A 23,604-nucleotide genomic window follows, 5' to 3' on the forward strand; every position below is an offset into this window, starting at 1 on the left:
CAGTGCCTTTTGCTTTGATAAAGGCTTGGTCTGGATTTATGGCCAAGCCTTCATTAATTAATCTAACTTTTTAATAACCATATTGTTAGGACGTGATATTTTAAGTTCTTTGCCATTCATAACAATAAGTCCTTTGGTATAGTCTACAGTAAATATTGTTATTGAGTTGCCTTCATTATTCATGGATAAAAGGTGCTTGTCATCAGGAAAAAGGCATATGTACTTAGGATAATCACCACTTACAGGAAGTGAGTTAAGTGTAATTATCTTTCCTGTAGTCTTGTCCACAGAATATATTGTAGCAGTGTTATCACCGGCATTAGAGCAGATTAAGTTATTGCCTGAATTAGTAAGGCATATGTCTGAAGCTGCACTGTTAGACTTATGGTCGCGTCTTACAGTGAATATATTCTGAATCATCTCAAATCTGTTCTTATCAGAAGAAGCATCATAAGAATATACGTTAATATAATTCTTTAATTCACATACAACATAAGCGAATCGTCCATCTTCTGAGAATATCATCTTTCTTGGAGCAGATTCAAGCTGTGAACGTATAATATCAAAAAGCTTGAGCTTTCCAGTTGTATGGTTGAATTCATAAAGCTTAATCTGGTCAATTCCAAGATCACATACACATAAAAGTTCTTCATCAGGTGTAAAGCAGGTATGACTTATATGGGGTCTGAAATTACGTTCAGCAACGCTTCCAAGACCCTTATGAAATACCTCATCAGCTATATCGCCTAAAGAACCATCAGCATTAATATGCATTACAGTAATCTTGCCATCGTGATAGCCGGAAATAACAAGAAAACGGTTATCCTTAGTTACAGAAATATGACAGCCTCTCATTCCGTTGATAGAAGCAACATTCATAAGTTCAAGAGAACCATCTTCAGTAATAGCAAATGAAGAAATACCCTGATCACATATTGCGTATAAATACTTCTTATTAGAAGATAATGTTATATATGAGGGATTATCAATTGTAACCTCACATCTTTCAGTTATTCGTCCCTTTTCAACGTCCATATCATATATATGAATACCTTTGCTGCTTTCGTGGGTATAAGTACCTGCATAAGCCACATATCTATCGTTCATAAGTAACCTCCAATCAAAATATAACGTATAGTCAAGATAAGTTAAATAACCGTGTACTCACTAAATTATATGTATATATTAGCATTTTTCTTTATGTTTATCAAGGCAGACATTGACAAGGATAATGTCACGCCCAATAGATTTGATACATCTGAAAGGTATGACATACACAAATTCACGTCCAAAGAAGCCGCAAAGCCGTCCAGGACCAGGAATTATTATAGAATTGATACAGCCATTTTTAGGGTCAAAGTCAATATCAATAACACAGCCTATAATACAGCAGTCCTCTTCGTTGATAACCTGCTTGTTTTTTAGTTCAAATATCTTCATACAACACCTCATTTTATATAATTATACTTAATATAAAATATGTATTTTTAAAGGGGAAAGTGCATATAACAGGTATAATAATGAAATATTAATGAACAAATGTGTTATGGGTTTGACACACAGATTGGCATAGGCTATCATATTAAATAATAAAATTGATAATTCGATGGAGGAAAATATATGTATTATTTCTATGATGCAACATATATACTCGTTATTATAGGTGTAATAATAAGTCTTATAGCATCTATGAATGTTAAATCGACATTTAACAGATATGATAAGTATAACAGCCGTTCAGGGCTTACAGGTGCTATGGCAGCACAGGAAATATTAAGAGCGGCAGGAATTACTAATGTAAGAATTGAGAGAGTAAGCGGTAATCTTACAGACCATTATTCACCAAAGGAAGGAGTTCTTAGATTATCAGATTCTGTATACAATTCAACATCAGTAGCAGCTATAGGCGTGGCCGCCCATGAGTGTGGACATGCTATGCAGTATGACGAAGAATATTTTCCAATTAAGATAAGAGCAGCTGTAATACCGATAGCTAATATTGGTTCAGCTCTTTCATGGCCAATAATTCTTTTAGGTTTATTCCTTGGAGCTACAGGACTTATGCAGCTTGGAGTAGTGCTTTTCTCACTTGTTGTAGTATTCCAGCTTCTTACTCTCCCGGTTGAATTTGATGCTTCCGCAAGAGCATTAAGAACCTTAAGAGAACGTAATATGCTTGAGTCAAGTGAACTTACCGGTGCAAGAAAGGTGCTTACAGCAGCAGCATTAACATATGTAGCGGCACTTCTTACATCTATTCTTCAGCTTTTAAGACTTGTTCTTCTTACAAGAAGAGATGATTAATATTAAATATGTATATAATTGCCAGTTCACAACAGTATAAAAGTACATTTATGTGGTAATGCTTGTAATATAAGCGAACTTAAATGTATGCCTTTCCACTAAAGATAAATGTTCGCAATGTCTTTAGGAGGAAAGGTTAATGGCTGGTGTAAAAGTTACGATATGTGGTGTTAATACGCAGGAGCTGCCTCTGCTTAGTGCGAAGGAGAAGAAAGAGCTTTTATTAAAGATAAAGGCTGGTGACCAGACAGCAAGAGAGAGATTTATTAAAGGTAATCTCCGTCTGGTATTAAGCATTGTTGGCAGATTTTCCAACAGTAATGAAAATGTGGATGATTTATTCCAGATTGGCTGTATAGGTCTTATAAAATCAATAGACAATTTTGATGTATCGCAGGGCGTGCAGTTCTCAACCTATGCAGTTCCAATGATTACTGGGGAGATTAAGAGGTATCTTCGTGATAACAGTGCAATAAGAGTAAGCCGTTCATTAAAGGATATGGCTTATAAGGCACTTTATACAAAAGAACAGCTATTAAAGAGCAGGCAGAAGGAACCGACAATATCGGAGATTGCAAGTGAGATAGGAGCATCTAAGGAGGATATTGTTATAGCACTTGAGGCTGTATCCCCAACTGTTTCACTGTATGAACCGGTATTTAATGAAGGCGGGGATACATTATATGTCATAGACCAGATTAAAGATAAAGCAGATGGGGAAGAGAACTGGGTTACACATCTGGCATTGGACTCTGCCTTTGCAAAGTTAAGCGGGCGTGAACAGCAGATAATAAGAAAGCGTTTTTATGAATATAAGACACAGATGGAGATAGCCGAAGAGATTGGAATATCACAGGCACAGGTAAGCAGGCTTGAAAAATGTGCTCTTAAGAATATGAAGAAGCATATGTCTTAACAGCATAGCAAGTATTAATAAAATAATAAATAAATAAAGGGCTGTCGCACAAAGTAGAATTTATAATAGGAAGATAATAACAGGTTGATAATGTCTTTATATTATAGATTATATTTGGTGCGGCAGCCCTGATATTTTATGTTATGTGTATTGTATATGGTATTATTATTGTATGTCTTTACAGTCAGAAAGGCTTTTGACTGTAATATAGATTGATTATTAATTAGTGCTATAGTGTGTTTATGGAATATTTTATAGATATTTTGACATAACAGCACCAGTGGGCTATAATTCTAGTAGTTTATTGTATTTAGGGGAGGTTTGTGAATGAAGTGCCCATATTGCGGAAAAGAGAATACAAGAGTAATAGATTCAAGACCTACAGATGACAGCTCTATAAGAAGACGCCGTCAGTGTGATGAATGTGGAAAGCGTTTTACCACATACGAGAAAGTAGAGACGCTTCCTCTTATAGTTGTGAAGAAAGATAATAACAGAGAACCTTATGACAGGGAAAAGATAGTGGCTGGAATAGTGAGGTCGTGCCATAAGCGTCCGATATCAATGACACAGATTAATGATATGGTAGATGACATTGAGGGACAGATATTTAATATGGGGGAGAAAGAGATACCTACAACAACGATAGGTTCTATTGTTATGGATAAGTTAAAGGATTTAGATGAAGTTGCATATGTAAGATTTGCTTCTGTATACAGGGAGTTTAAGGATGTTAATACATTTATGGACGAAATCAAGAAAATACTTAAAAAGTAGTAGATACTTAAAAGTAACAAATGCTTAAGAACAGCAGAAAGGCTGATAAGAAAGGTAGTAATTACAGATGTTTAAAAGGTTTTATCCGGATATGTATATAGACTCTGCATACGATATAGATTATAAGGGACTTTATGATAAAGGTTACAGGGGAATTATATTTGATGTTGACAACACGCTTGTTGAACACGGAGCACCGGTTACTGAGCGTGCAAAGAAGCTGTTCGGTGATTTAAAGGCTATGGGATATAATACCTGCATAATATCCAATAATAAAGAATACAGGGTTAAGCCGCTTGCAGATGAGGTTGGTTCATTATATGTAAGCAAGGCAGGAAAGCCATCTCCTAAGAATTATGTTAAAGCTATGGAGTATATGAATACTGATAAGTCTGACACATATTTTGTGGGGGATCAGTTGTTCACAGATGTGTGGGGTGCTAACAGGGCAGGAATTAAGTCTGTTCTTGTAAAGCCGATAGACAAGCACGAGGAGATACAGATAATTCTAAAAAGAAGGCTTGAATGGATAGTTCTGCATTTTTATAAGAAGCATATTAAAAAAGAAGGTGGAAAAGCAGGTTTCTAATACATATAGGTTTAATATAATTTCAAGATATATATTTATTGTGATTTCATAATATATGAATTTATCTGTACTTTAGATATAAGCTCATAAGAAAGGAAGTAAGATTTTAATGATAGATATTAATGGTACAACAAGAGTGTGCGGTCTTATAGGTAATCCGGTGGGACATTCAATTTCCCCGGTGATACATAACAGCCTTGCACGGCTTATGGATATGAATATGGTGTATACAACCTTCAAGGTTGAAAAGGGTGATGTTGTCACAGCAGTAAATGGAGCTTATGCACTTAACATATTAGGACTTAATGTAACAGTTCCACACAAGCAGGCTGTTATGGAGTCACTTGTGGATATTGATCCGCTTGCTAAAGCTATAGGAGCTGTTAATACGCTTGTAAGAACAGATAAGGGCTATAAAGGCTATAATACAGATATATTGGGACTTGAAAGAGAACTTATAGACGAGGGAGTTGTGCTTTTAGGCAGCCGTTGTGTAATTCTTGGTGCAGGCGGAGCGGCAAGAGCAATAGCATTTTTATGTGCAAAGAGCGGTGCTAAAGAAATATATATGCTTAACAGGACTAAGGAAAAGGCTTACGATATAGCCAAAGCAGTTAATGACTATTTCGGTAAAGAATGTATAAAGCCTATGCTTATAAGTGAGTATGATAAGCTGGAAGCTGATGATTACGTTGTGATACAGACCACAAGCGTTGGACTTTATCCTAATGTGGATGATGTTGTAATTGATGATGAAGCATTTTATAAGAAGGTAAAAGTCGGAGTTGATATTATATATAATCCTAGTGAAACACGTTTTATGAAAATGTGTAAAAATGCCGGAAAGCCAGCCTGCAACGGTTTAAAAATGCTTTTATACCAAGGAGTTGCGGCGTATGAGTTATGGAATGATGTAAGTGTCACAAAAGAACAGGCGGATAAAGTGTATAATAAGATGAAAGAGGAACTTGGAATTGAATAATATTGTACTTATTGGATTTATGGGAAGTGGAAAGACGACATTTGGCCGCTGGGTTTCAAGACGACATAATAGAAAGTTCTATGATACAGATGAGTATATCGAGAAAAAGCAGAATACAACAATAAGCGAAATCTTTGCAACGAAGGGAGAGGAAGCTTTCAGGGATATGGAGACAGAGACGGTAAAAGAGTTATCAGATACTCTTGATAACTGCGTCATATCTGTTGGTGGCGGACTTGTGTTAAGAGAGGTCAATAGGGAGCTTTTAAGAAAGCTTGGAACAGTAGTATATCTTAAAGCTTCTGAGGAGGAACTTTGCAAAAGGTTGAGCAAGGACACCAAACGTCCATTATTACAGGGCGGTGGGCTTCACGAGAAGATACATAACCTTATGGAGCAGAGAGAAGATATATATCTGGATGCGGCTGATATGATAGTTGATACGCAGAAGATGTCATTTGAACAGATGTATACAGCAATCATTAAGAATATGGAGGATTAGCAATGAAGATACTTGTTATTAACGGACCTAATATTAATTTCCTTGGAATAAGAGAAAAAGGAATATATGGTAATGATAATTATGACACGCTTGTTGATATGATTAACAAGAAAGCAGAGGAACTTAATGTTAAAGTTGAGGTATTCCAGAGCAACCATGAGGGTGCAATTATAGATAAGCTTCAGGAAGCTTATTACAATGATGTTGATGGTATTGTAATTAATCCGGGGGCATTTACACATTACAGCTATGCAGTAAGAGATGCACTTGCTTCGATAGCTGCAATACCGAAGATAGAAGTACATATATCCAATGTTCATACAAGAGAAGAATTCAGACATACATCTGTTACAGTTCCAGTATGTCAGGGACAGGTTGTAGGACTTGGACTTAGAGGTTATCTGTATGCGATGGAAGCATTAACAGATATGACGAAGAGTAATTAATAGAGGATAATCATTATAAAGAAGAACCTATAGCACGATTTGGCTATAGGCTCTTCTTTATAATGGGCAGAATAAAAAAGCCTGTACACCGATGAAAGTGTACAGGCTCTTTTTAAGAACTTATTATGTTAAAATATAATAAATATCTTATAAATCTTAACCTTTAATCTGATTAATTAAACACGTGAAATATATTCACCTGTTCTTGTATCAATCTTAATTGTATCACCCTGGTTAACAAATAATGGAACTAAAATCTTAGCACCTGTTTCAAGGATAGCTGGCTTTGTAGCACCTGTAGCTGTATCACCCTTAACACCTGGTTCAGATTCTGTAATCTGAAGTTCAACAGTGATAGGTGGCTCAATAGAGAATACGTTACCGTTGTGTGAACAGAGCTTAACCATCTCGTTCTCTTTAACGAACTTAAGTGAATCACCAACATTCTCAGCAGATAATGCAATCTGTTCAAATGTCTCTGTATCCATAAAGTTGTAAAGATCACCATCTGAGTAAAGATACTGATATTCTCTTTTCTCAATATGAGCGAGGTCAAACTTTTCTGTAGGTCTGAAAGACTTTTCAACAACACCACCACTCACGATATTCTTTAACTTTGTTCTAACGAAAGCAGCACCCTTACCAGGCTTTACATGCTGGAATTCAATAATCTGCCAAATGTTATTATCCATCTGAATTGTTAAACCATTCTTAAAATCTCCTGCGCTTACCATTCTTTGGTATACCTCCTAATTATCATAACTATTATAATTTTATAATAAAATGAATAATTTGGCAACCTCTTTTTTGTTTATGTTAATTTATTATTTGGATTTAAAGGTTGAACAGACAGTATCGTCAGCATTTACGGCTGTTATGCCTGATATATCAACGTGGTCAGCCTGACAAGCTTCGTTATTGTTATACACGCAGTTATGTGCGGCACACTTTATCTGAAGATTAAGCTTAGGCGAAGCAGTATTATTCTTAGCAGAGCCATCTTTGTAAGAATAGCTTCCACAGCAAGTTTCACTGCACTCACAGGCATTACTTCCCTTTACATCAATACCATTAAGGCAGCAGCAGTTATCATCATTGTGTACACAGCTACAAGCGTTACAGCTTAAATTAGTCATAATAAATTACCTCCTGTTAATCTTTAACTTAAGTGTCTGGTAAATGCTTTAATAAATAGAACATTTGCAATACACAGTAGTAGTATTAACAGGAGGTGATTTATTATACGTTACATTATAAATTGTATGAAATTTTAACTGATTCTGCTAAAGGAAATGCGTCCCTTTTCACCGCTGTAATAACGGATAAGCACCTTGGCAATTATCTTTTCTTTCTTAACATATGTGTTAGTCCAGTATCTTGAGTCTTTGGAGTTATTACGATTATCACCAAGCATAAAATAACAGCCGTCAGGAACAATATAAGTGTGTGTTTCGCCGTCATCATATATATATTCTTTGATATATGGCTCATCAAGCTCATCACCATTGATGTATACATGCCCTTCCTTAATCTGGACTATTTCATTAGGAAGACCAATAACACGCTTAACATAATTCTCTGACTCATTATCAGGATATTTAAAGATTATAACGTCACCGCGCTTTGGTTCGCTGAACTTGTAAGCAAGCCTGAAACCGAAAAGGCGGTCGCCTTCCCATATTGTATCTCTCATAGAACCAGATGGAACTTCGGCATTAATGATTATGAAATTGGTGCAGAGCAGGGCAATGATAGCTGCAAATATTACAATTTTAATGAAACTGAAGGCTTCTGATACTATAAATTTAACAACAGAATACTCCTGCTTCTTATTATTATCTGTATGTCTGCTGATATTATCAGAACGGCTGTAAGAATAATCATCATCGTTATCATCGTCATCTTCAATATCATCATAATCATCATCAAAATCGATATAATCTAAATCATCTTCATCAGGTGTATTGTTGTTATTAGTAGTCATACGTTAGTCCCCAATCTAATTGATATACGGGGCGAATGAATTCACCCCGTATATCCTATCATATGTTAAATTGTATTATTTTGCAAGTAATTCCATAATCTTATTACTTCTTGCAATGAATTCAGTCATCTGGTTTCCTGTAAGTGGAGCGTGGCTTATAAGTGCAAGGTCGTAAAGCTGTTTACAGATAATATCAGTATTCTCACCATCTTTATTGTTAAGAACATACTGAACAAGACTGTTGTTAGCATTAAGAATTAAAGTCTGTCCTGTAGAACCAAACATAGCCGGATCCATTCCTGACATACCGTACATCTTCATCATATCCTGCATACGTCTATCCTGCTCGGAAAGAGTAATCATAGAAGATACAGAAGCATCCTTTAACTTTTCAACCTTGATATTAAGATTATCATTGTTAAGTGCTTTCTTAAATGTAGCTGTAAGGCTTTCAGTTGCATCCTTTAATTCATCTTCGCTTGTTTCTTCCTTGAATATATCAGAAAGGTCAGTATCAATTCTTGCAAATTTAAGACCCTCGTTCTTGCCTTCAAGATGAGTGATGAATGGCTGGTCAATATTGTGAGTAAGAATGATAGCATCCATATTCTCTTTCTTAAACATATTGATATACTGGCTCTGTTCCTTCTCATCAGTTACATAGAAGACTGTATTCTCGTGCTTTTCCTTGTTAGCTTCAAGGTAATCCTTAAGTGTTAAATACTTGCCTTCAAGGTTCTTGAATATAATGTAATCATTTATCTTCTCAGCGAACTTTTCATCTTTTAAGCAGCCAAATTTGATGAATGGGTTGATGTCATCCCAATATTTCTCATAGTTCTCACGGTTAGTCTTGCACATACCAGAAAGCTTGTCAGCAACCTTTTTAGTAATGTAATCAGAAATCTTCTTAACAAAGCCATCATTCTGGAGTGCAGAACGTGATACGTTAAGAGGAAGATCTGGACAATCAATAACACCCTTTAAGAGAAGAAGGAATTCAGGAATAACTTCCTTGATGTTATCTGCAACGAATACCTGATTATTGTAAAGCTTAATTGTTCCTTCAATTGACTCGTATTCTGTATTAATCTTAGGGAAGTAAAGTATACCCTTTAAGTTAAAAGGATAGTCCATATTAAGGTGAATCCAGAATAAAGGCTCTTTATAATCGTTAAATACCTTGCGGTAGAATTCCTTATATTCATCCTCAGTACATTCGTTAGGGTGTTTAGTCCAGAGAGGGTGGATATCATTGATAGCAACAGGTCTTTTAACAATCTTAGCCATCTTCTTTGCTGGAACTTTTTCGACTGTCTCTTTAGTGCCGTCCTCTTTTTCAACTTCTTCTGTAACAGCTTCCTTGATAAATGTATCAAGAACAGTATCCTTATCTGTTACTTCTTCCTCTGGAATCTCTTCTGTCTGTTCGCCGGCATCTTCATTAGTAAGGAAGATTGGTACTGGCATAAATGAGCAGTACTTTTCAACTACTTCACGAGCCTTGTATTCATTGGCGAATTCGTAGCTGTCTTCATTTAAGTAAAGAGTTATAGTAGTACCAGGAGTTGCAGCTGTTCCATCAGACATATCATACTCTGTACCGCCGTCACATTCCCAGTGAACAGCCTTAGCACCTTCCTTAAAAGAAAGAGTATCAATAGTAACCTTATCAGCTACCATAAATGCTGAGTAGAAACCAAGTCCGAAGTGACCGATAATCTGGTCATCATTAGCCTTGTCCTTATATTTTTCAAGAAATGCTTCTGCACCAGAGAAAGCAATCTGGTTAATATATTCTTCAACTTCACCATCAGTCATACCAATACCATTATCAATAATCTTGATAGTCTTATTATTAGCACTTACTTTAACATCAATCTTATATTCAATATCATCAGGTGCTTCGTATTCACCAATCATATCAAGCTTCTTAAGCTTGGTTATGGCATCACAGCCGTTAGATATAAGCTCTCTGTAGAAAATATCATGGTCAGAGTACATCCATTTTTTAATTATTGGAAAAATATTGTCACTGTTAATAGATAAACTTCCGTGTGTATTAGACATAATTATTATCTCCTATCTTTTAATATTCATTAGATGTAAAGAATAAATATATGTATCTTTATATCCTTAATTAAGTCTAAGTTTAATATTGTTAAAAGTGGAAGTCAAGCAAAAATTAGCACTCAAATCTAATGAGTGCTAACAAAGATAGAGATAATACAGTAAAATCAAGGCTTTAGAAAAATATTAAATATTAATAAACTCACTATAATTCTTCAAAATCAAGACCGGCATTAGCAAGAAATGTCTTGATATACTGGTCGAAGGCTGTATCAAGCTGCTTATCTAATGTAAATACATTAAGAGAAGTTCCTGTAATAATATCTACATGACCTTCCTGATACTTCATATTAATAAAGAGACCATTAACATTCTCAGGCATAACAGCGATGTTATTCTTTGCGATAATATCTGTGACAAGTTCATAAGAGGCAAGCATAACAAGCTTCATAGCAGCAGGAACTTTATTACCCTTAATAAGACTAAAACAGAATGGCTTAATATTACCCCATTCTGAATAAGACTTTTCGTTATTATTAAGATTATCCCATTCTTCATCAGAATAATATTCCTTGTTAATCTGTCCATTAATAGTGTATGAACACGCAGTCTTTATTGTGGCTTCTGACAGAAGCATTCTATCGAAGGTATCCTTGATAAGCAGCTGGGACATAAATACTTTAGTGTCCTTAATGCGGAGTGAAATCATTAAATCCTCATTTCTGCGCCAGCGTGGCGCGTGATAATCTATAGTAATGCCATTAATTATAAGCTATATGAGTATACAATAAACTGTATGCGATATAAAGCATAATTTGTATATTTGCAGTATATTATGAAAAGATAAAAATGTCAATCACGAAACATTTTCTCAATGACATCAACAAGTTTGAATAGAACAGTTGAGATAATGCAGAGTATAACAATGCTCATAGATACATAAGTCATCTTGAATACCTGCGAACCATATATAATAAGGTAGCCAAGTCCCTTATCAGCGGCTAAGAATTCGCCAATTATTACACCAACAAGGCAAAGACCGATGTTGACCTTCATATTGCTTATTATTATCTGCTTAGAACCGGGAAGTATGAGTTTCTTAAGAATATCTTTCTTAGTTCCGCCAAGTGTTTTAATAAGAATGATTTTCTCCTTGTCAATTTCTAAAAATCCGGTATATATGTTAATTATCATACCAAATATAGCTACAGATATAGCAGTTATGATAATAGCTTTCATATTATTGCCAAGCCAGACGATTATCATAGGGGCAAGTGCTGATTTGGGCAGGCTGTTAAGCACAATAAGGAAAGGCTCAAGGCAGTCTGATAAGCCTTTCCACAGCCAGAGAAGAATTGCTGCTCCCATTCCGACAATTATAATAAGGAAGAAAGATAAAAATGTTTCAAAAAGTGTCGTCCATATATGAATGAATATGCTGTTATCTTTAGCCATAGCAATAAAAGTTGTGCATATTCTTGATGGTGAGCTGAATATAAATGGATTAAGAATACCAGTACGGGTTGATATTTCCCAGGCGGCAATAAATGCCATTAAAATCAAAAATCTTAATACAGTAATGGAAATTTTATATAATCTTATGTGGTTAAGATATTGTGTACGGGAGTTAGAGATGTTTTTTTTATTGATTGCTTTGATAGATTTATTCATTGTATATCCTCCCATATTTCATTAAAATATCCTGCAAATTCAGGAGCCTGTCTTGAAGTAAATGGTGTCCGGTCAGGAATGGAAAGGTTAATATTAACAATTTTTTTAATATGTGCAGGCCTGTGTGAAAGAATAACAACACTATCGCCCATAGAGATAGCCTCCGATATATCGTGAGTAACAAGAATGGCTGTTTTTTTCTGCTCTTTAATGATTTTGCCGATATCATCAGACACTTCAAGCCTCGTCTGGTAATCAAGAGCGGAAAATGGTTCATCAAGCAGAAGAATATCCGGGTTAAGTGCAAGGGTTCTTATTAATGCCGCACGCTGACGCATGCCTCCGGATAATTCAGAAGGATGGACATTGCAAAACTGGTATAGGCCATACTCTTTTAGCATATTGTTAACATTTTCTAAATGTTCCTTATCTTTAAGATGATTAATTTCAAGACCGAGTGTCACATTTTTATAAATAGTGCGCCATTCAAATAAAGTATCCTTCTGTGGCATAAATCCAATTCTTGGAGATATAGCATTATCGTGTAGAATATCCTCGTTAAAAACAACCTCACCCTTCTGTGGCGAAAGAAGCCCGCATATGATGGAAAGCAAGGTCGATTTGCCACAGCCGGAAGGCCCGACTATAGATGTAAAAGACTGCGGCATAATATCAAGATAGATATTATCAAGTGCAGGAATTTCGCTTTTCGGCGTATTATATGCAAAGGAAATACCTTTAAGCGATAACAGAGGAGGGGATGAATTGGTGGGGAGAGCTTTCATAAATAACCTCTTGGTATAAGTATTGTTATTATAATTTATGCGGCGGGGGTGGAAATGTGAAAAGGTGTATGGTATTAACAAGAACCAGAAGTCGCAGTGATTTATTCTGATAAGGAAAATTGGATAATTCCTCCTTTACAATTCCACCAAATAAGAGTACAATAATTCAAGTACGCTACTATGGCTCAGTCGGTAGAGCAACTGATTCGTAATCAGTAGGTCGCCGGTTCGATTCCGGCTAGTAGCTTGTAACAGTGAAACTTGCGAGAATGTCAGACAGGATATTCTCGCATTTTTTTAGGTGTGATTTGCAGTGTATGCTGATAATAATATAGAATGTTCTTTTTTAAAAACATTTTCCCGCAAATCACATAAAAAACAAGTCAATCATCTCGAAACCAGCTAAAATCAAGGGGGTGGGTAAGACATTTAATCAAAAAAAGAGATGGAAGTAGGCCTTGTTGACATTATTAGACAAGGTTCGTATAATTGTACAGAACTAATATTGTTAATAAATTATGAAATGTTTTAAATAATTATGATTTAGACAGTTACATCATAATTTATATATTTTAAGTACATTTGAAGAAACAATATTAATATAATAAACGCCTGGGTAAATATTCAAGGCGCAAAGGATAGGAGATAATATGGAAACAAATATCAGACAAGATAACAACGAAGAAGTAGAAATTGATATTATGCAGATCATAAGGATGCTGTTATCAAAGATATGGATAGTAATTGTAGCAGGTGTTGTGACAGCAATAATTGCATTTGGAATAACAGAGATAGCAATTACACCTCAGTATCAGTCATCCATCAAATTATATATAATCAACAGACAGAATGGCACTACTACAACACTTAGTGATATTCAGTCATCAACACAGCTTGTTAAAGATTATAAAGTTCTTGTGACAAGCCTTCCAGTAGTAGAACAGGTAGTTAAAGACCTTGATCTTGATATAACACCAGATGCACTCGTTGGCAAGATTTCTTGTGAAATCGAGACAGATTCACGAGTTCTTCAGGTAACAGTTACAGATACAGACCCTAAGAGAGCTAAAGAAATAGTAGATGCAATCGCAGATGTATCTGCTAAGCAGATAACATCAGTAATGCAGATTGAAGGCGTTAATGTAATTGAATATGGACGTGTTGCAAATGCACCATCAAGTCCTAATGTTAAGAAGAATACAATGCTTGGTGCAATAGCAGGTATTGTAATAGCAATAGCAGTGCTTGTAGTCAACTTCATTCTTGATGATAGAATTAAGACATCAGATGATGTTGAAAAATATCTTGGCATAACTAATCTTTCACTTATTCCATTAACTGAAGAAGAATATAATGGACAGCCAAGCAGTAAGAAAAAGAAAACAAGAAAATAGGTAAACAAGAGAGTGTGAAAGGATTAAAAATATGCAGACAATTAATATAGAAACTAACCAGCAGGATGATTATCAGGTAAGAGAAAGCTATAGAAATTTAAGAACTAACATATTCTTAAGTGGTAGGGATACAAAGGTAGTAATGTTTACAAGCTGTGGACCTAATGAAGGTAAATCAACAGTAACAATGAACCTTGCTTCATCAATAGCAGATGGCGGAAAGAGAGTGTTATTCATTGACTGTGATTTAAGAAAGTCAGTTCTTGTAGGACGTTACAGAGTTAAGAAGGGTGTTAAGGGATTGACACATTTTCTTTCAGGACAGAACACATTAGAAGAAGTAATATATCAGACAAATGTGCCGGATATGGACGTTATTCTTGCTGGCCCAGTGCCACCTAACCCATCAGAGCTTCTTGACAGCCCATTATTCAAAGAGACTGTAAGACAGATGAGAGAAAAGTATGATTATGTAATCATCGATACACCACCTCTTGGAAGTGTTATCGATGCAGCTATTGTTGCACAGGTATGTGATGGTGCGGTTCTTGTAATCGCAGCTAACCAGGTAAGCTATAAGTTCGCACAGAATGTAATGGGACAGCTTAAAAAGACAAAAATTAAGATAATCGGAAGCGTTCTTAATAAGGTTGATTTATCAGAAAATGGTTACTATGGAAGATACTATGGCAAGTATTATGGTAAATACTACGGCAGCTATTATGGACATTATAACAGCGAGGAGTCACCAGATAAATCATTCGAGAAAGCAAGAAAAGCTTCATCAGCAAGAAAGAATACTAACAATGCTTCTAAGCCAGTCAAAAGACAGGCAGGAAGTGTTGGCGAGGTAGCCGCAAGAAAGAAAGCTAATGTGGCAGGAAACAATACTGGTGTAAGAAAGAAGCCATCAGCAGATGAGTTTGATGGAGATTTTCTTATGGATTATGATGAGAAATAAATACTGATAATAGAATTATAGAATGGTTTATACACGGGATGATGTGAGGAGAGAATAAATGATACACAAAAAACAAAAGCAAAAAACGGCTTTATTTTTAGTTCAGGTAATTGTAATTATTATAAATACGTTATTGTTTGCGGCAATATGGTATGGATATTATAAATCAAGAATGTGGGGAAATACATTTTATGGAAAAGGTGATGCACTGGTAGTAGCCCTTTACTTCATAATATATACCATTATGGCTCAGCTATATAAAGGATTGGCATTAAGAATTAGCAGAATATCAGAACTCATTTATTCCCAGTGTGTATCTATTCTTATAAGCAATTGCATTATATACATAGTAATAATGTTGCTTACAAGACACGTGGAAAATATATTGCCGTTATTATTAGAAATGGTAATAAGCTGTGTGTTAAGTACAATATGGTCAATTGTTGCAAATAAATTGACAAATATTATATATAAGCCATCTAAGGTGCTTCTTGCATACGATAATCAATATGCTTATAAAAATGGCAGAAGCATAATAGACAGGTTAAGCTGGAGATTTATACTGGCAGGTGAAATTAAACTGACTGATATAGAAAGTTGGCATAAAGGAGCACAGGTTGAATTGCAGAAGTTTGTTAATAAGCTGCAGGAAACAGGTGCAGATTCGGTTATGCTGTGTGGACTTGCATCAACACAGCGTAACGATATTATTAAATATTGCGTTGAACATGATATTAAGACATATGTAAGACCTAATATAGGTGATTTTATGATAAGTAATGCCCAGGTTATTCAGATGGCTAATCTTCCGGTTATGATATGTGAAAGAGCAACACCTGGATTAGGATATTTATTTATAAAAAGATTAATGGATATAGTGATATCACTTGTAGGTTTAATTATAACAAGTCCTATATTATTAATTACAGCAGTTTTAATAAAGGCATATGATGGAGGTCCTGTATTCTATAAACAGGTAAGACTTACTAAGGATGGCAAGAAATTCAGCATACTGAAATTCAGGAGTATGAAGGTTGATGCTGAAAAAGATGGTGTTGCGAGATTGTCTTCTCAGGGCGATAGCAGAATAACACCAATAGGCAAAGTGATAAGAGCCTGTAGAATTGATGAATTACCTCAGATGATTAATATATTACAGGGTGATTTATCGTGTGTTGGACCTAGACCGGAACGTCCTGAAATATCAGAACAGTACATAAAGGAAATGCCAGAATTCTCGTTAAGATTACAGGTAAAAGCTGGACTTACAGGTTATGCTCAGGTATATGGTAAGTACAATACAGAGCCATATGATAAATTACAGATGGATTTAATGTACATATCAAAACTCAGCATAATAACAGATATAAAAATAATTATGGCTACAATAAAGATTTTATTTATGCCGGAGAGTACAGAGGGAATTGAGGCAGGCAAGACAACTGCAATGAATAAAGAAGCAATGCAGGAAGCTGCGGCAGCAAAGGAAGAAGATTAGTTAGAATGAAAATTATATAGGAAAGTCTATAAGGAGTATATTAATGGAGTATTCTGTATTAATGTCAGTCTATAAAAAAGAAAAAGCAGAATTTTTAAAAGAGGCTATAGAGAGTATACAAAAACAATCAAAAAAAACAGATGATTTTGTGTTGGTATGTGATGGTGAGTTAAATGAATCTCTTGATAAGGTTATTTTAGATAAAAAAGAAGAAATGGGTGATGTTCTTAATGTTATTAGACTAAAGGAAAATGTTGGATTAGGAAAAGCACTTAACGTAGGACTTGAGTATTGTAAAAATGAATATATAGCAAGGATGGATAGTGATGATATATCAGTTCCTGATAGGTGTGAAAAGCAGCTGGAAATATTTAAGAAATTACAAGAAATAAGTATATGTTCAGGCACAGTGCAAGAATTTTCAGATGATATTAATAATATAGAATGTTTAAGAATTTTGCCCCAAAATAATAATGAAATAATAAAATTTTCAAAAAAGAGAAATCCATTTAATCATCCTTGCGTTATGTATAAAAAGTCGAGTGTTAAGGCTGTGGGTTCGTATCAGGATTTTTATTTATTAGAAGACTATCATTTATGGATACGTATGTTAATGAATGGTTATAAAGGATATAATTTAGAAGATATTTTATTAAATATGCGAGCAGGTAATAATATGTATAAAAGAAGAGCGGGATTTAAATATGTATTATCACAAATACGGTTGTTTAAATATATGAAAGAAAATAAGTATATATCGAACGTTCAATATATAGAGAACTGTATAATTAGAACTTTATCTACTATTGTTCCAACATGGTTTAGAAAGATATGTTATAAAAAATTTTTAAGAAGTTAGAAGTGGTAAAATGAAAGAAGAAAACATTACTTATAAAAAGAAAAAAGTATCAATATATGATATGCTTCAGATAATATTATATCTTATACTTCCGTTTTTGTTTATTATAAACGAATATCTATTTATATTTGCAATAGTATTAAAGAGTATATTTCAGATAATTCATTATAAGGACAGAGGAAGTTTATTTATACTATTGATGTTAGATAGTTTTTTATATTCAAGTGTAACAATAATGTCGTTAAAGTTATATGATTGGATTATAGTTGCTTATTTTATATATATATTACTTAAGAGAAAAGGAAAACTTATATTTAATAAAAGAGTGTTTTTTTTCTTGATGGTTGATTTTTTGGTTCTTATTTTTCATACAATTGGGTCATCACAGTTATTGGAATTTATAAGATATATTATATCGTTGATTTTAATTTTAGATATAATTAATTCGGAACAAAATTTTGAAATTATTGACAATGACATTGCTAGAATATCTTATGCTAATATATATAATGCAGTATTAGTTTATTTGTTAATAAGAATGAATTATTTTAAAAACATATCAGATGTTTTGTTATCAACGAGTGTGTATATATATAAAGATGAAATAAGATTAAATGGGTTTTTTACAGATCCTAATAAATATATGATTTTTAGTTTGTGCTTAATATTTATAGCTGAAATGTATGTTCAAAGAAAAAATATTGCGAACAAAATTATAATTATGGCTATGATCGGGGCAGTAATATCAATGTCAAGAACTTCATTGATATGTATTGCTGTATATATTTTTATGAAGTTATTAGTTAAAATTAAGCAGAAATCATATGTATTATATTATGTAAGCATTACAGTTTTATCAATTTTGCTTATTATGTCAGTTGTAAATCCAGATATATTAAATGGAATTATAGAAAATATATTTACTTTGTCAGCTAAATTATTGGGTAGAGAGCATACATTAAAAGTTAATGCGAGCTTTGAAGATGATAATAGAATGAGAATATGGATGATGGCTTTTAATTATATAAAGCAAAAACCAATAATTGGTTATGGCTGGATTGCAAATGAACAGTTATTACCTTATCCAACACACAATACACTTATTTCGTTATTATTAGATGGAGGATTAATTGTATTAATGTCATATATTTATACATTCCTGCCACTTTTTAAGAATAAAAGACAAGATATAGTAATTCCGTATATTATTGTTCCGTTATTATTATTGGATTTGGGAAATTATAGGTTGTGGTATTTACTTTTAGGTTTAGTAATAAAAAAGGATAAATAAAAATATGAGAAAATTAGTTATTGTTACGAAAAAATTTGGGGGGGATTTCACGGGAGCAACCCTGGCAACACAGTATTTTATAAGTAAATGGAAGGATGAATTTGATGATATATCGGTTTTTACACTTGAATTAGGGGTGTATGAGAGAAATTCTGGATTAGTTGTTAATTTAAAAAAGAATGTAAATGAAATATATAAAGCTTTATTGGAATATAAAAAACAAAATAGTGATTATATAATATTGGGATATTCAGATGATCATATAGGATATGTATTGGAAAGGGCGAAAATAAATTATGTACATACATATCATGGCAATTGGCCTGATGCTAGATGGATCAATGCTGAGTTTTTTTTGAAAAGTTTTTATTTTATTCCTATGTATAAGAAAACAATAACGAATGCCAGCTATGTAATTAATGTTTCGGAATATATGAATAATTATACAAGGAAGTTTAACGAAAAATCAAAAGTTATTCGTAATGGAATAGATGAAAAATCAAGTGATGGCTATAAAATTAATGAAAAATCATTTATTATGGTTGGTAATATAGATGCAAGAAAATATAGAAAAGCTATACAATTGTCAGAAGAAATTTATAAAATGGATTCTAGTATAAACATCGATATATATGGTGAAATTATCCAAACATCAATTGCTAATAAGCTAAAAAAACAAAAAAATATTGTACTTAAAGGTAAAAGTAATCAAATATATTATAATCATTATATGGGATTAATAAATACTTCTACTATAGAAAATTTATCTATATCAGTGTGTGAAGCATTAAAATCAAATTTACCTGTATTTTGTTTTGAGGTTGGAGGACTTCCAGAAGTTGTTCAAAATGATAATACGGGATATTGTTGTTCATCCAAAGATTTTAAGATATTAGCAAAAAAACTAGTTCAGTATGCCAATGGAAAATATAAATTAGATATGAAAACAGATTTTATTAAGGAATTTAATTGGAATTATGCCTCAGAAGAATACATTAAAGTATTTAACAAATTGTCATAGGAAAGGTGTTTTATGAAAATAGGAATATTAGGACCAGTAACTACAAGTAAATATTTTGGTGGTGTGGCAATATTTGATGAAGAAATAGCTAATGGTTTTGAACAGAATAATTGTCAGGTAGTATTATTAACAGACCAGAAAGAAGAAAAAATAAATAAAGATAAATTTAATATAAAAAAAATTAATTATATTAATGCAACTCAAATATTTAAAAATGAAAAATTTGATTTGATTATAGCATCATTAGGATATGCAAAATATTTGTTGTTTGATAAAAGTAATTCATATAAGATATATTTTTTGCATGGATTTTTTAATTCTAATTATTATGGAAAATTAAAATCTGAATTGGCGGTGATTTATCAGAAAATATTAATAAAAAAATGTGATAAGATACTAGCTAATAGTAATTTTACAAAAATGATTAACAGTAATTTTTTTGGGATAAACGCAGATGCTGTAATTAGATTAGGCGTTTCAAGTTCATTTTATAATAATATTATTAAAAGAAATGTAAAAAAAGAACCGAATACAATTTTATATGCAGGGAGATTAGTATCGGTAAAAGGTGTAGAGAAATTAATCAAATCATTAATTATATTACAGAAAAATAATATTGAATACAAATTATTAATAGCTGGAAGTGGTCCGGATGAATTGGAATTAAAGAAAATAGTAGATGAATATCATTTGAATGTGGTATTTCTTGGAAGAATTACACAAGAAAATTTAGCACATTATTATTCATTAAGTGAGATTTTTGTATCTCTTAATCCAAGTGAACCATTTGGAATTGTTTTTCCAGAAGCATTATTGTCGCAATGTAAAATAGTGTGTCCATATACAGGTGGACAGGTTGAATATTTAAGTGATTATAGTAAATCGGTTGCATTTGTTGATGAAACAGATGAAAATAGTATTTCAAACGGAATAAAAAATATGTTAATGAATGGTGAGCAACCTATTCTAAATGATGAACAAATGAAATCATTTACTTATAAAGAGATAACTAGGAAGATTATTAATTGTTATAAATTAAGAAAGAAATAAAAGATTGATATGAAGAAAATTTTGTTAATAGCACCTGATTTTAATAATTATACAGAGATTTTTTCAAATAGCATAGATAAATGTGGTTATAATGCAATTTCATTGAGCTTTAGCGCATATGATTGGAGAACAGCTGTATGTAAATTATTTCATTGTAGTGATAAAAAAATTATAGATAAAAAAAAGACAATATTCAATAAAAGAATATTGGAACTTTATAAAGAGATAAATCCTGAGTTTGTAATTGTTATAAGAGGGGATTTTATGGAGAGGGAAACGTTGAGTAGTATAACCTGTCCAAAAGCTATATGGTTATATGATTCGGTTTCAAGATATCCAGATATGATGGAAAACTGGGAATTATATGATTTACATTATGTATTTGAAGAATCTGATGTTTTAAAATTGAAGGAAAAAAACAAAGAAAGTGTTTTTTTACCATTGGGATATGATGAACAAAAATATTATCCAATAAATACAAATACAAAGGACGTAGACATAAGTTTTGTTGGTGCGATGTATGGAAATAGGAAAAAAATATTAGAAAAAGTTGCATATGATTTTAAAAATAAAAATTGTATGTTTTATGGAATATATGAGTTTAAAAGAAATATTGTTAGATACATTAAATTTATTATGTCTGATAAAAAGAATAGTTTTGTAAATAAAAAAATATCGCATGAAAAAGCTAACGAATTATATTCGAGAACAAAAATAAATATTAATATTTTGCATGAACAATCTCAAAGCGGTTGGAATGCTAGATTAAATGAAATCTTGGGTGCGGGAGCATTTCAGTTAGTTAGTTATAATGAATTAATAGCAAAAAAATATGAGGGAATGTTAGATACATTTCGTGATTATGATGAGCTAAAAAATAAAATAGAATATTATATTGATAATGAGGAAATACGTATTCAATATGCACAAAAAGGTTACGAATGGGCGAAAAACAATGAAACATATTTAAACAGATTTAAGATTATACTTAATGAATTAGAAATTTGTAAAAGGAGTAAATAGTATTATGAAAATATTGATTACAGGTGCAAATGGATATTTGGGGAGTGGAATAGTAAAAAAGCTTTTAGATAATGGTTGTGATGTTATTGCAGCTGATTTTGATTTGTCTAATGTTGATAATAGAGCACAAAAGATGAAATGTAATTTATTTGAAATTAAGAATCCATATCAGTATTTTGACGAGCCTGATTGCTTATTGCATTTAGCATGGAGAGATGGATTTGTACATTTTTCAGAACATCATATCAAGGATTTTCCGTTACATTTTGAGTTTATAAGAAAAATGGCAGAAGCGGGGATTAAAAAAATCAGCGTAATGGGGACAATGCATGAGATAGGTTTTATAGAGGGAAGTATAGATGAAACAACACCTTGCAATCCTCAAAGTTATTACGGTATCGCAAAGAATGCACTAAGAGAAGCAACACAGTTATTGGCACAACAAAATAATAATGTGTTTCAGTGGCTTAGAGGATTTTATATTGTGGGCAATTCGGTATATGGAGCTTCTATATTTTCCAAAATATCGCAGGCAGTTGAAAAAGGTCAAAAAGAATTTCCTTTTACAATGGGGTTAAATCAATATGATTTTTTAGATTATGAAGAATTTTGTGACCAAGTAGCAGCAACAGTACAACAAGATGAAGTTAATGGGATAATAAATATTTGCTCAGGAAGACCAGAAAAACTTGCTGATAGAGTTGAAAGATACATAAGAGATAACAAATTTGACATAAAACTTAAATATGGAGTATATCCAGATAGAATATATGATTCTAAGGCAGTATGGGGAAATAATGATAAAATACAACAGATATTAAAAAAGGCAGAATAGTATGAATAATATTAGATCAAAAATAAGTACATTTATAAATTATGATAATAAATTTTATTTATTGAAATGTAAAATAACTGCATTTATTCAAAAAAGAATTTATAGTTTTACTTATGCTAATTTCGGTTCTAATTCGATAATAATGAAACCAATCAGGGTGATTGGAAAAAAATATATTAGTATTGGAAATAATGTAAGTATTTTAAATGGGGCAAGAATGGAAGTTATTACAAAATGGAACGATATGGAATATAATGCAGGAATTAATATTGAGGATAATGTTTCTATAGGGCAAAATTTTCACATCACATCTTGTGATAATTTAAAGATTGGCAAAAATACAACCATATTAGGTAATGTATTTATTACTAATATTGATCATGAATATCAGGATATTAATAATCATATTTTAAATCAAAATATTAAATATAGCAAGACAGAAATAGGAGAAGAATGTTTTATCGGTTATGGAGCTGCAATACAGGCAGGAACAATTTTAGGAAGACATTGTATAGTGGGGACTAATGCAGTTGTTAGAGGAATATATGATGATTATTCAGTGATAGTAGGAGTGCCAGCAAGAGTAGTTAAAAAGTATAATAAAAATAATAATAAATGGGATAGAGTAATCAAACAGGAGTAAAAT

At 32.6% G+C, this 23,604-nt stretch carries 26 protein-coding genes and 1 tRNA gene; 18 read left to right on the plus strand and 9 right to left on the minus strand.

The features are described 5' to 3' along the window. Positions 1–57: 57 nt before the first annotated feature. Both WMO42_RS08330 and WMO42_RS08335 read right to left on the minus strand, forming a co-directional pair. Positions 58–1,107 (minus strand): lactonase family protein, encoded by a 1,050-nt coding sequence (locus tag WMO42_RS08330; protein WP_022503314.1) that lies wholly within the window; start codon positions 1,105–1,107, stop codon positions 58–60. 78 nt (positions 1,108–1,185) lie between these two features. Continuing rightward, the gene (locus tag WMO42_RS08335; protein WP_022503315.1) at positions 1,186–1,440 is read right to left on the minus strand and encodes a YlmC/YmxH family sporulation protein; all 255 of its coding nucleotides are present in this window, start codon (positions 1,438–1,440) and stop codon (positions 1,186–1,188) included. 180 nt (positions 1,441–1,620) lie between these two features. Here WMO42_RS08335 and WMO42_RS08340 point away from each other — a divergent pair, with 180 nt between their 5' ends. The 7 genes from WMO42_RS08340 (at position 1,621) to aroQ (ending at position 6,516) form a co-directional block, all read left to right on the plus strand. Continuing rightward, positions 1,621–2,304 carry a zinc metallopeptidase gene (locus WMO42_RS08340; RefSeq protein WP_349192021.1) on the plus strand — a complete coding sequence of 228 codons (684 nt, stop codon included), beginning with the start codon at positions 1,621–1,623 and terminating at the stop codon, positions 2,302–2,304. Positions 2,305–2,443: 139 nt separating this feature from the next. After that, positions 2,444–3,220 (plus strand): RNA polymerase sporulation sigma factor SigG, encoded by a 777-nt coding sequence (sigG, locus tag WMO42_RS08345; RefSeq protein WP_022503317.1) that lies wholly within the window; start codon positions 2,444–2,446, stop codon positions 3,218–3,220. Between the two features lie 327 nt (positions 3,221–3,547). Then, positions 3,548–3,997 carry a transcriptional regulator NrdR gene (nrdR, locus tag WMO42_RS08350; protein ID WP_116443773.1) on the plus strand — a complete coding sequence of 150 codons (450 nt, stop codon included), beginning with the start codon at positions 3,548–3,550 and terminating at the stop codon, positions 3,995–3,997. A gap of 67 nt (positions 3,998–4,064) precedes the next feature. Then, entirely contained in the window at positions 4,065–4,586 is a 522-nt protein-coding gene (locus WMO42_RS08355; protein ID WP_055174135.1) for a YqeG family HAD IIIA-type phosphatase, read from the plus strand. Positions 4,587–4,695: 109 nt separating this feature from the next. Beyond that, positions 4,696–5,568, plus strand: a complete 873-nt coding sequence (gene aroE / locus WMO42_RS08360; protein WP_349192025.1) for a shikimate dehydrogenase — start codon at positions 4,696–4,698, stop codon at positions 5,566–5,568. Beyond that, entirely contained in the window at positions 5,561–6,070 is a 510-nt protein-coding gene (locus WMO42_RS08365) for a shikimate kinase (protein ID WP_055306138.1), read from the plus strand. The genes aroE and WMO42_RS08365 overlap by 8 nt, the downstream gene beginning before the upstream one ends. Positions 6,071–6,072: 2 nt before the next feature. Continuing rightward, positions 6,073–6,516: a type II 3-dehydroquinate dehydratase gene (gene aroQ / locus WMO42_RS08370; RefSeq protein ID WP_022503322.1), complete on the plus strand. Its 444-nt coding sequence runs from the start codon at positions 6,073–6,075 to the stop codon at positions 6,514–6,516. Positions 6,517–6,692: 176 nt separating this feature from the next. On the opposite strand, the gene efp is transcribed toward aroQ, so the two are convergent. The 7 genes from efp to WMO42_RS08405 form a co-directional block, all read right to left on the minus strand. Then, the gene (efp, locus tag WMO42_RS08375) at positions 6,693–7,250 is read right to left on the minus strand and encodes an elongation factor P (RefSeq protein ID WP_022204406.1); all 558 of its coding nucleotides are present in this window, start codon (positions 7,248–7,250) and stop codon (positions 6,693–6,695) included. 90 nt (positions 7,251–7,340) lie between these two features. Beyond that, the gene (locus WMO42_RS08380) at positions 7,341–7,652 is read right to left on the minus strand and encodes a DUF1540 domain-containing protein (protein WP_022503323.1); all 312 of its coding nucleotides are present in this window, start codon (positions 7,650–7,652) and stop codon (positions 7,341–7,343) included. Between the two features lie 134 nt (positions 7,653–7,786). Next, positions 7,787–8,500 (minus strand): signal peptidase I, encoded by a 714-nt coding sequence (gene lepB, locus WMO42_RS08385; protein WP_082421520.1) that lies wholly within the window; start codon positions 8,498–8,500, stop codon positions 7,787–7,789. 75 nt (positions 8,501–8,575) lie between these two features. Next, positions 8,576–10,570, minus strand: coding sequence for a molecular chaperone HtpG (htpG, locus tag WMO42_RS08390; RefSeq protein WP_022503325.1), 1,995 nt, complete (start codon positions 10,568–10,570; stop codon positions 8,576–8,578). A 205-nt stretch (positions 10,571–10,775) separates the two neighbouring features. After that, positions 10,776–11,279 carry a DUF5721 family protein gene (locus tag WMO42_RS08395; protein WP_022503326.1) on the minus strand — a complete coding sequence of 168 codons (504 nt, stop codon included), beginning with the start codon at positions 11,277–11,279 and terminating at the stop codon, positions 10,776–10,778. 143 nt (positions 11,280–11,422) lie between these two features. Further along, positions 11,423–12,241 carry an ABC transporter permease gene (locus WMO42_RS08400; RefSeq protein ID WP_022503327.1) on the minus strand — a complete coding sequence of 273 codons (819 nt, stop codon included), beginning with the start codon at positions 12,239–12,241 and terminating at the stop codon, positions 11,423–11,425. After that, a complete protein-coding gene (locus WMO42_RS08405; RefSeq protein ID WP_022503328.1) occupies positions 12,238–13,026 on the minus strand; it encodes an ABC transporter ATP-binding protein in 789 nt (262 codons plus the stop codon). Before WMO42_RS08405 ends, WMO42_RS08400 begins: the two co-directional genes overlap by 4 nt. A gap of 174 nt (positions 13,027–13,200) precedes the next feature. Between WMO42_RS08405 and WMO42_RS08410 the strand changes: the two genes are divergently transcribed. The 11 genes from WMO42_RS08410 to WMO42_RS08460 all read left to right on the plus strand — a co-directional run bounded on the left by WMO42_RS08410 (position 13,201) and on the right by WMO42_RS08460 (position 23,601). Then, a tRNA-Thr gene (locus tag WMO42_RS08410) sits at positions 13,201–13,273 on the plus strand. 403 nt (positions 13,274–13,676) lie between these two features. After that, a complete protein-coding gene (locus WMO42_RS08415) occupies positions 13,677–14,420 on the plus strand; it encodes a Wzz/FepE/Etk N-terminal domain-containing protein (RefSeq protein WP_022503329.1) in 744 nt (247 codons plus the stop codon). Between the two features lie 31 nt (positions 14,421–14,451). Beyond that, the gene (locus WMO42_RS08420; RefSeq protein WP_022503330.1) at positions 14,452–15,381 is read left to right on the plus strand and encodes a CpsD/CapB family tyrosine-protein kinase; all 930 of its coding nucleotides are present in this window, start codon (positions 14,452–14,454) and stop codon (positions 15,379–15,381) included. A gap of 58 nt (positions 15,382–15,439) precedes the next feature. Next, on the plus strand, positions 15,440–16,879 hold the full coding sequence (locus WMO42_RS08425) for an exopolysaccharide biosynthesis polyprenyl glycosylphosphotransferase (RefSeq protein WP_022503331.1): 1,440 nt from the start codon (positions 15,440–15,442) through the stop codon (positions 16,877–16,879). Between the two features lie 43 nt (positions 16,880–16,922). Then, a complete protein-coding gene (locus WMO42_RS08430) occupies positions 16,923–17,738 on the plus strand; it encodes a glycosyltransferase (protein ID WP_022503332.1) in 816 nt (271 codons plus the stop codon). A gap of 10 nt (positions 17,739–17,748) precedes the next feature. After that, positions 17,749–19,029: an O-antigen ligase family protein gene (locus tag WMO42_RS08435; protein WP_055174138.1), complete on the plus strand. Its 1,281-nt coding sequence runs from the start codon at positions 17,749–17,751 to the stop codon at positions 19,027–19,029. Positions 19,030–19,033: 4 nt separating this feature from the next. Next, the gene (locus WMO42_RS08440) at positions 19,034–20,050 is read left to right on the plus strand and encodes a glycosyltransferase (protein WP_055174139.1); all 1,017 of its coding nucleotides are present in this window, start codon (positions 19,034–19,036) and stop codon (positions 20,048–20,050) included. A gap of 12 nt (positions 20,051–20,062) precedes the next feature. Continuing rightward, positions 20,063–21,100, plus strand: a complete 1,038-nt coding sequence (locus WMO42_RS08445) for a glycosyltransferase family 4 protein (RefSeq protein WP_055174140.1) — start codon at positions 20,063–20,065, stop codon at positions 21,098–21,100. A 9-nt stretch (positions 21,101–21,109) separates the two neighbouring features. After that, a complete protein-coding gene (locus WMO42_RS08450; protein WP_055174141.1) occupies positions 21,110–22,123 on the plus strand; it encodes a glycosyltransferase in 1,014 nt (337 codons plus the stop codon). Between the two features lie 4 nt (positions 22,124–22,127). After that, positions 22,128–22,958 carry an NAD-dependent epimerase/dehydratase family protein gene (locus WMO42_RS08455; protein ID WP_055174142.1) on the plus strand — a complete coding sequence of 277 codons (831 nt, stop codon included), beginning with the start codon at positions 22,128–22,130 and terminating at the stop codon, positions 22,956–22,958. 1 nt (position 22,959) lies between these two features. Then, the gene (locus tag WMO42_RS08460) at positions 22,960–23,601 is read left to right on the plus strand and encodes an acyltransferase (protein ID WP_082421521.1); all 642 of its coding nucleotides are present in this window, start codon (positions 22,960–22,962) and stop codon (positions 23,599–23,601) included. The last annotated feature ends 3 nt before the right edge of the window (positions 23,602–23,604 follow it).

The sequence above is a fragment of the Lachnospira sp. CLA-JM-H23 genome, assembly GCF_040096425.1.
Lineage (GTDB): Bacteria > Bacillota > Clostridia > Lachnospirales > Lachnospiraceae > Lachnospira > Lachnospira rogosae.